The following is an 8,598-nucleotide window of genomic DNA, read 5'->3' as shown; positions in this document are numbered from 1 at the left end:
ATAGTTGTCTTGTGCTCGCTTTTGACAAGCTAGCATATTGCTTTTTTCTTCTTTTACATACTGGTTGTTTTGTTCAGTTTTCAATGATCAATGTTGTTTCGCTGTTTTTGCGACAGCTTTTATATTTTATCACCTGCAACGGTTGTTGTCAACAACTTTTCAAGATTATTTTTCATCTGAAAGTTTACAATATTTAATTGCCGTTTTCAGCGACGTTTAATAATATACCATATAAAGAATTCAAACGTCAATATAAATTTTTACTTTTTTTAGATTTTAGTAAGCTATGCCTGTTCAGGCATAGCTTACTGGCTTATTTATTACGCATTTGTGGGAATAGCAGCACGTCTCTGATCGATGGAGAATTAGTCAAAAGCATAACAAGTCGGTCAATACCAATACCTAGCCCTCCAGTTGGCGGCATTCCATATTCTAAAGCTTCTAAGAAATCTTCGTCCATTTCATGCGCTTCATCATTTCCTTGTTCTTTCTCTTTTACTTGTGCTTCAAAACGTTCTCTTTGATCAATTGGGTCATTTAACTCAGAGAAGGCATTGGCATGCTCTCGGCCCACAATAAACAATTCAAAACGGTCTGTGAAACGTTCATCTTCTTTATTTTTCTTCGCTAATGGTGAGATTGCTACTGGATGTCCATAAACAAAGGTCGGTTGAATTAGTTTATCTTCTACTCTTTGTTCAAAGAATTCATTGACAATATGGCCATATGTCATATTACCATCTACTTCCACACCATGTTCTTTGGCTAATGCGTGGGCTTCTTCATCTGTCATCTGCTTCCAGAAGTCGACACCTGTATATTCTTTAATAGCATCCACCATGTGAAGTCTTGTCCACTGTGGCGTTAAATCCACCTCATCTTGGCCGTACGTAATAATAGTAGAACCTGTTACTTCTTCTGCGATATGGGCTACTAACTCTTCCACCAGCTTCATGATATCGTTGTAATCTGCATATGCTTCATAAAGCTCTATCATTGTAAATTCTGGATTATGGCGCGTGGATACCCCTTCATTACGGAATACACGGCCTATTTCGTAAACTTTTTCCATACCACCTACAATCAGGCGTTTGAGATGTAATTCGATCGCAATTCGCATGTATAACGGTATATCTAAAGCATTATGATGTGTCTTAAAGGGACGGGCAGAGGCACCGCCTGCAATGCTATGCATCATGGGCGTTTCGACTTCTAGGAAGCCTCGTTCATCTAAATAACGGCGCATCGATTGAATAATTTTGCTACGCAACACAAAGGTATTTTTGCTATCCATATTCGTAATCAAATCTAAATAGCGCTGGCGGTAACGTTGTTCGACATCTTTCAAACCATGGAATTTCTCCGGCAGCGGACGCAATGATTTAGTTAACAGCGTAAATTCTTTTGCCTTTACCGATAATTCCCCTACGTTTGTCTTAAAAACCGTTCCTGTTACACCGACAATATCCCCTAAGTCAGCTGATTTAAAGATTTCATATGCTTCATCACCAATTTGGTCTTTACGAACATATAATTGGATTTGACCGCTTAAATCTTGAATATGAGAAAATCCAGCCTTTCCTTTGCCGCGCTTGGTCATAATCCGCCCTGCAACGGTTGTTTGAATCGCTTGTTCTTCTAGCTCTTCTTTGGATAAAGCATCATAATTCTGACGCAGTTCTTCTGCTAAGTCAGAACGAACAAACTTGTCGCCAAATGGATCTATCCCTTGTTCACGGTAGCTTTCCATTTTTTCTAAGCGAACCCGCATTTGCTCATTAATTTCTTCACTCATTCTATTTCACCTCAATAAAAAGATCGTATTTGTATATCACAAAAACCGGCAATATTTTAGTCATGCTTTAGTATAGAAAAGCAATAACGTTATGTCAATGCTAGCCGCTAGGAAACTCTTGTCTTCTGTTCCAGCTGCGCTACATAATCATACAGTAACTCCTCTAATTCTTCCTTCGTTTCCATATGGTTGATCAGATTACGAACCTTACCGGTGCCTTTTAAACCTTTCAGATACCATGCGGCATGCTTGCGCATTTCCATCATAGCCACACGCTCTCCCTTAAGCCTTAATAAGCGTTCCGCATGCAGTAGACATACCTTCATTTTCTCAGCTGGTGTCGGCTCATTGATTAATTCCCCGGTTTCTAAGTATTTAACTGTTTGATACATAATCCAAGGGTTACCTAATGCTGCTCTCCCTATCATAATCGCATCCACACCAGTCTCCTCCAACCTCTGTTTGGCTGTTTGCGGTGAATCAATATCTCCATTACCAATCACAGGAAGATGGACAGCTTCTTTGACACGGCGGATAATATCCCAATCTGCTTTTCCCTCATACATTTGTTCCCTTGTGCGGCCGTGTAAGGCAATTGCCTTGGCACCAGCCTCTTGCAGGGCATGAGCATTCTCTAAGGCATAGATACTATCGCTGTCCCACCCGGTTCTCATCTTTACTGTTACTGGTTTATCTACGGCCTGTACCACTTCCGATACAATTTCATAAATCTTATCAGGCTGTAACAGCCAGCGGGAACCTGCATCACATTTTGTGATCTTGGGCACTGGGCAGCCCATATTAATATCAATAATATCGGCATTCGTATTTTTATCTACAAATTGAGCTGCTTCTACCAATGTATCACGATGGCCGCCATATATTTGCAAACTCATTGGTTTTTCTTCTTCATCAATAAAAAGCATATTCATCGTTTTTTTATTTTTGCTGACAATGCCTTTATCACTGACCATTTCTGCACAAACTAATCCTGCTCCGAATTCTTTGACTGTTAACCGAAACGCCCAGTTACTTACACCTGCCATCGGAGCTAAGACAACTTGATTCTTAATCGTGATATCATCTACCTTCCACATCATATTCCCCTCCTTTTTTCATGCATCTGGATCTAACTCTTCTAAGGTAATTCCTAGCTGTTCTGTAATTTTCTTTAATTGCTCTGTGGTCGGTTCTTTTCTGCCCCTTTCAATTTCTCCCAGATAAGTGACAGACATACCGATAGCTTCGGCAAAACTGATTTGGGTATAACCTTTCAATTTTCGAAAGGCTTTGATTCGTTTACCCCTTCTATTGGTTGACATGCTATTACTCCTTCTTTGTCTTGTAACGGTAATTGGGTGAGTAACTCCGAGATAGTCTGGTCAAGACCTCTTATATAGAGAGAAGGACTTACTTCAGCTAATGGTATTAATACAAATGCTCTTTCATGCAATCTTGGGTGTGGTATTAGTAAACGATCAGATTCAATATACGTTTGATTATACAGCAAAATGTCAAGGTCTATCGTTCTTGGCCCCCAACGAATGTCTCTCTTTCTTCCCAGTAATTGTTCTATCTGTTGACAAGTGTCTAACAGTTCTTCTGGCTTTAATTCCGTTTCTAACGAAATGACCATGTTTAAAAATGGATCCTGTTCTACCAATCCTACCGGTTCTGTTTCATAGATAGAAGACTGCTTCGTAATGTTAATGGTTTCTTGCTGCTGTAGCAGTTCAATTGCCTGAGTCAAAAAGTCTAACCGCGGTGCTATATTGGATCCTAACGCAATATAGGCGGTATTCATACTTGCTTCTCCCTGTATATCTCCACTGCAACAGATTGATAATAGCCTGGTATAGGGGGATCCGGTTTGATTACTTTCACTCTGCATGCCTGCAATGAATCAAAATAAGCCAATAGTTCACTTGCCAAATTTTCCGCGACTGTCTCAACCAATTTCTTGGAGGGACCTTCCACAATATTTTTAGTTAATTGATAAACGAGGCCATAATCAATCGAATGTTGTAAATCATCGGTCTCACCTGCTTGGCGCAAGTCCAATTCTAATGTAAGATCAACTAAAAAACGTTGTCCAAGCTTTTTCTCTTCTGGGAACACACCATGAAATCCATAAAAAGTCATTTGATTTAATTGAATCTTATCCATTTATATCACTACCTTTATTCATTAGCTTATCCATCATTTGGGCCATTCTCGCATGTAATTTCACATTGTGCACACGGATAATTTCACACCCTTTAGTTATCCCAAAGGCCGCCGCGGCACCACTCGCTTCATCCCGTTGATCTGCTGGTAAATTTACCGTTTTAGCAATAACGGATTTGCGGGATACACCCAATAAGACCGGATAATCAAGTTCTCTAAACCGCTCCATCTGCTGCATTACTTGTAGGTTCTCTTCATATGTTTTGGCAAACCCAATACCAGGATCAATAATGATTTGTTCCGGCTTAACCCCTGCCGCAAGTACCTTATCAATGCTCTCCTGCAGATCGGATAAGATATCATCCATGAGTGACTTATAAGGAATATCTCTCCGGTTATGCATCAGAATAATAGGTACTCCGCTCTTGGCTGCTACTGCTGCCATTTCCGGATCTTTCTTAGCACCCCAGACATCGTTAATAATCGAGGCGCCTGCTTCAACAGCGGCTTGAGCTACATTTGCCTTCATAGTATCGATCGAAATAGGTATCTTGATTTGCTCTTTGACTGCTTTTATAACTGGAACTACTCTTTCTATTTCTTGTGCTTCGGTTACGGGTGTATATCCAGGGCGTGTAGACTCGCCGCCAATATCAATGATATCTGCACCCTCTGCTTCCATTTTAAGCGCTTGATCTACTGCGGGCTGCATATTAGTATACTTACCGCCATCTGAAAAAGAATCGGGTGTGACATTTAGAATGCCCATTATTAATGTTTTTTCAGGGTAATAGTAGTTTTTCACATTGGTACGCAACCATTTCTTCATAAAAACCCATCCTCACGCTACAACTTAATAGTAACTCTTCAATAACAAGATATTATAACACATCTGCCTGCAAAAGGTTTAGAAAAAATGCTAAATAAAGTAGAAAAGAGGATATTTCTGTAGTAGTGGATAGTAATAAGCCTTTTGGCATCTATACATCCAAGTGAAATGTCCATTCATTCCGAAAAAGCGTGTCTATGGAAAGCGATACATACTTCCAGGGCAACTCTCCTTCTTATTCTTTTAGTGCGTGTTCAAAAAGGGCGATAAAAAGGACCATCATCGGTTAAGTTCGCAACATCGTGTTGCAACACCGATACTAGCACATCCTGTACGTCGGCAGGCTAAAGCCATGACGTCCTGTCATAACGCCTGCACTAGTACGTCCTGTACGTCGAAGTTCAAGGCGGCGCAGGTAGCGTATGCTTTTCATACGTAAGTAACGAACTTGCACAGGAAGTGTTGATTTCTGCGTTGTCCACACGATGTGGACGATCTTAGTAGAAGTTCCTCTATCGTCAACGCAGAAATTCGCTGTGTCATTTTTATTGGGCTTTTTGAACATCCTCTTTTTAGAATTGCTTACCCCATCAAAAAACGACCATCTTGGGGTAAGATGGTCGTTCATATCATTTATTCTTCATCGAATTGATAAAGTGGTGTAGATAGGTAGCGCTCTCCGTTACTAGGGATTACTGCCAGCACCTTCTTACCTTTGCCAAGCTTCTTCGCTACTTGTTTCGCCGCATAGATAGCTGCACCAGAAGAGACACCGCCTAATAGGCCATCCCTTTTAGCTGCTTCTCTGGCAGTTTCATACGCTTGGTCATTGGTAACTGTAATTACTTCATCATAAATCTCTGTATTTAATACATTTGGCACAAAACCGGCACCAATACCTTGGATTTTATGAGGACCTGGTGTACCTCCTGATAGTACATCCGAGTCAGCAGGTTCTACGGCATAGATCTTAATATCTTTATAATGATCTTTTAGGACTTTCCCAGCACCAGTAATTGTACCACCTGTACCAATACCTGATACAAAGGCATCTAACTGTTCATCACCGAATTGCTCCACAATCTCTTTACCTGTTGTACGCGCATGTACGTCTGGGTTGGCTTGGTTGTTGAATTGCTGCGGCATAAAATAGCCATGTTTCTCTTGTAATTCTGTTGCTTTGGCAATTGCACCTTTCATTCCCTCTGCACCTGGTGTTAATACTAATTCCGCACCATATGCACGTAATAGATTACGACGTTCTAAACTCATTGTATCGGGCATAACTAGAATAGCCTTATATCCTTTGATAGCCGCAACAAGTGCTAATCCAATACCTGTATTCCCACTAGTCGGTTCAATAATCGTATCGCCTTCTTTTAGTTTGCCTTCCTCTTCCGCTGCTTCTACCATAGCTAAAGCAATACGATCTTTGACAGAACTTCCAGGATTCATAAATTCCAGCTTCAAATAAATATCCGCACCATCTGGGTCTGCCGTACGATTCAATTTGACAATAGGGGTATTTCCAATCAATTCTGCAATATTTTGAGCCACACTCATTCAAGTTCCTCCTCAATTCCAAGTAATATTATTGGTTTAATATATAATTTACATGATACGAAGGGAATTGTCAACTAAATAAATGGTAATAGCTGTTATTTTCATCATAAAAAAATATCGATAGAATACCCGCTCGCCGCGAAAACGAAAGACCCCTCCCCTCTCGGTACATTGTTTTATTTATTCTTTCGTCTTTAAGGCACGGAGCTCATCTATTGTAAATTTGTATTCCTCGTTACAGAAATGGCAAGAGGCTGTCGCACCATGATCTTCCGTGATCATCGCATCGATTTCGTCATTGCCTAAGCTTTGAATAGCCGTTTCTAACCTTTCCTTGGAACAAGGACAAGAGAACTGAACTGGCACCTGCTCATGGATTTTGAAATTATCTTTTCCCAACAAGATTTCCAGTAGCTCTTCAGGTGTTTTTCCTTCTTGAATCAATTGGGAGATAGGCGGCATTGCTGCAATATTATCTTCAATCATCGTAATTGTATCTTCGCTTGCGCCCGGCATCATCTGAACAATAAACCCTCCGGCAGCCAAAATACTATGGTCAGGGTTCACCAAAACACCAGCACCGACTGCAGAAGGTACTTGCTCAGAATTTGCTAAATAATAAGTAAAGTCTTCACTAATTTCACCTGATACGATCGGAACCTGCCCTGTAAAATGGTTTCTCATACCAACATCTTTTACAATACTCAAAGTTCCTTCTGTCCCAACCGCGCGTCTGACATCCAATTTACCCATTTGGTTCGATTCAAAATCGACATGCGGGTTGGTAACATAACCACGCACTTCCCCTGTTGCATTGGCGTCTGCGATGATAGCACCAATTGGTCCGTCCCCTTCTACTTTTACAGTCAGCTTATCTTCGCCTTTTAACATCGAACCAAGCATGGTAGAAATCGTGATCGTTCTGCCTAAGGCTGCCGATGCCGTTGCCCATGTATCTTGACGCACCCGTGCTTCTTCCACTGTATCGGTAGATTGAATAGTATAGGCCCTGACTTCTCCATTGAATCCCGTTGCCTTTAATAAAAAATCACCCATGTATTTTCTTCCTTTCTACTGCCTAAATGTTTGTTCGTTTTTCTGGTAAATATAATATAATCCCTTTAACGTGAGATATGGATCTACAATATCAATCACAGAAGAGTCATTGGCAATCAGCGTAGCCAGTCCACCTGTAGCAATTACTCTTGGGTTAGCGTCAATTTCCTGCTTAATCCGATTCACCACGGCGTCAACCTGGCCGACATAACCAAAATAAACACCTGACTGCATCGCCTCTACCGTCGATTGTCCTAACACGTGCTGTGGTCGTTTTAATTCTATCTTCGGTAATTTAGCAGCATGTTGATATAATGCCTCTAGTGATATATTAATCCCTGGTGTTATCACACCACTCACATATTGTGCATGTTCATTAATGTAACAATATGTCGTCGCTGTACCAAAATCAATAATAATATTGGAAGGGCCATATTCCTCAATCGCTCCAACAGCATTGACAATTCGATCTGCACCCAGTTCTTTCGGGTTAGGATAAATCATTTCCAAATGTGGGTTAATCTCTTCATTTCCTACAATCATTGGCTTACACCGGAAATATTTGTCGGCCATGCGTTGGAGGGAAAATAAAATGGGCGGCACAACTGATGAGATGACGATATGATCCATATCCTCAAATGTTAAACCCTCATAAGCTAATAATGACTGAATAAACATAGCATATTCGTCTTCTGTCTTATACTTATCTGTTTGCATCCGCCATTGATAAACCAATCGCTCGTCCGCAAACACCCCTAATACTGTGTTGGTATTTCCTACATCTATAACAAAAATCATTGCATCCTCCATTTATTATGTCATAAAGTGAGGCAGCTATCAGTGGAATTTTTTGTTCTTGCTGATAACCGGCCATCGAGGTTTAGTATGCTTCACAATTCACCTTTAAAATAAGTATTTACGAATATTAGCACTGTAAATAAGTTGTACTTACTTCCATATTGTATAGTTTGGTTATCCGTTACGGCAAGTGAATTGTCTCTCTTTCATAATTAATTTTATAAGTATGCTCCAGTTTCGGTAAAAAAGACTATAATCGGTTAATTTCATCACATTGTGCAGATAATTTGCTGCTAAATTAAGAATCCTCAGCTTACAAACTAAAGAAAACTCTTGTCCATGGAAACAGTTTACTCTTTCCACTAGTGTGAAAAAGGCCGCCTGAAAAGAT

General features: G+C 40.3%; 9 protein-coding genes. All 9 read right to left on the bottom strand.

Features of this window, described 5'->3' with window-relative positions; translation table 11 throughout:
- Positions 1 to 313: 313 nt before the first annotated feature.
- The gene (gene lysS / locus JOD18_RS15850; RefSeq protein ID WP_204670105.1) at positions 314 to 1,795 is read right to left on the bottom strand and encodes a lysine--tRNA ligase; all 1,482 of its coding nucleotides are present in this window, start codon (positions 1,793 to 1,795) and stop codon (positions 314 to 316) included.
- Between the two features lie 107 nt (positions 1,796 to 1,902).
- The gene (gene dusB, locus JOD18_RS15845; RefSeq protein WP_204670109.1) at positions 1,903 to 2,892 is read right to left on the bottom strand and encodes a tRNA dihydrouridine synthase DusB; all 990 of its coding nucleotides are present in this window, start codon (positions 2,890 to 2,892) and stop codon (positions 1,903 to 1,905) included.
- 18 nt (positions 2,893 to 2,910) lie between these two features.
- On the bottom strand, positions 2,911 to 3,117 hold the full coding sequence (locus JOD18_RS15840; RefSeq protein WP_204670104.1) for a helix-turn-helix domain-containing protein: 207 nt from the start codon (positions 3,115 to 3,117) through the stop codon (positions 2,911 to 2,913).
- Positions 3,069 to 3,599 (bottom strand): 2-amino-4-hydroxy-6-hydroxymethyldihydropteridine diphosphokinase, encoded by a 531-nt coding sequence (gene folK, locus JOD18_RS15835; protein WP_204670103.1) that lies wholly within the window; start codon positions 3,597 to 3,599, stop codon positions 3,069 to 3,071. The genes JOD18_RS15840 and folK overlap by 49 nt, the downstream gene beginning before the upstream one ends.
- Complete coding sequence (gene folB, locus JOD18_RS15830; protein ID WP_204670102.1) at positions 3,596 to 3,961, bottom strand: dihydroneopterin aldolase; 366 nt, start codon at positions 3,959 to 3,961, stop codon at positions 3,596 to 3,598. Before folB ends, folK begins: the two co-directional genes overlap by 4 nt.
- A complete protein-coding gene (folP, locus tag JOD18_RS15825; RefSeq protein WP_204670101.1) occupies positions 3,954 to 4,790 on the bottom strand; it encodes a dihydropteroate synthase in 837 nt (278 codons plus the stop codon). The genes folB and folP overlap by 8 nt, the downstream gene beginning before the upstream one ends.
- A gap of 633 nt (positions 4,791 to 5,423) precedes the next feature.
- Complete coding sequence (cysK, locus tag JOD18_RS15820; protein WP_204670100.1) at positions 5,424 to 6,353, bottom strand: cysteine synthase A; 930 nt, start codon at positions 6,351 to 6,353, stop codon at positions 5,424 to 5,426.
- A gap of 180 nt (positions 6,354 to 6,533) precedes the next feature.
- Entirely contained in the window at positions 6,534 to 7,409 is an 876-nt protein-coding gene (gene hslO, locus JOD18_RS15815) for an Hsp33 family molecular chaperone HslO (protein WP_204670099.1), read from the bottom strand.
- A gap of 15 nt (positions 7,410 to 7,424) precedes the next feature.
- Positions 7,425 to 8,207 carry a type III pantothenate kinase gene (locus tag JOD18_RS15810; protein ID WP_204670098.1) on the bottom strand — a complete coding sequence of 261 codons (783 nt, stop codon included), beginning with the start codon at positions 8,205 to 8,207 and terminating at the stop codon, positions 7,425 to 7,427.
- Between the last annotated feature and the right edge of the window lie 391 nt (positions 8,208 to 8,598).

The organism is Gracilibacillus alcaliphilus (genome assembly GCF_016909015.1).
Classification (GTDB): domain Bacteria; phylum Bacillota; class Bacilli; order Bacillales; family Amphibacillaceae; genus Gracilibacillus; species Gracilibacillus alcaliphilus.
Note: the sequence above shows the minus strand (reverse complement) of the source record. Positions and strands in the feature narration are given on the sequence as shown.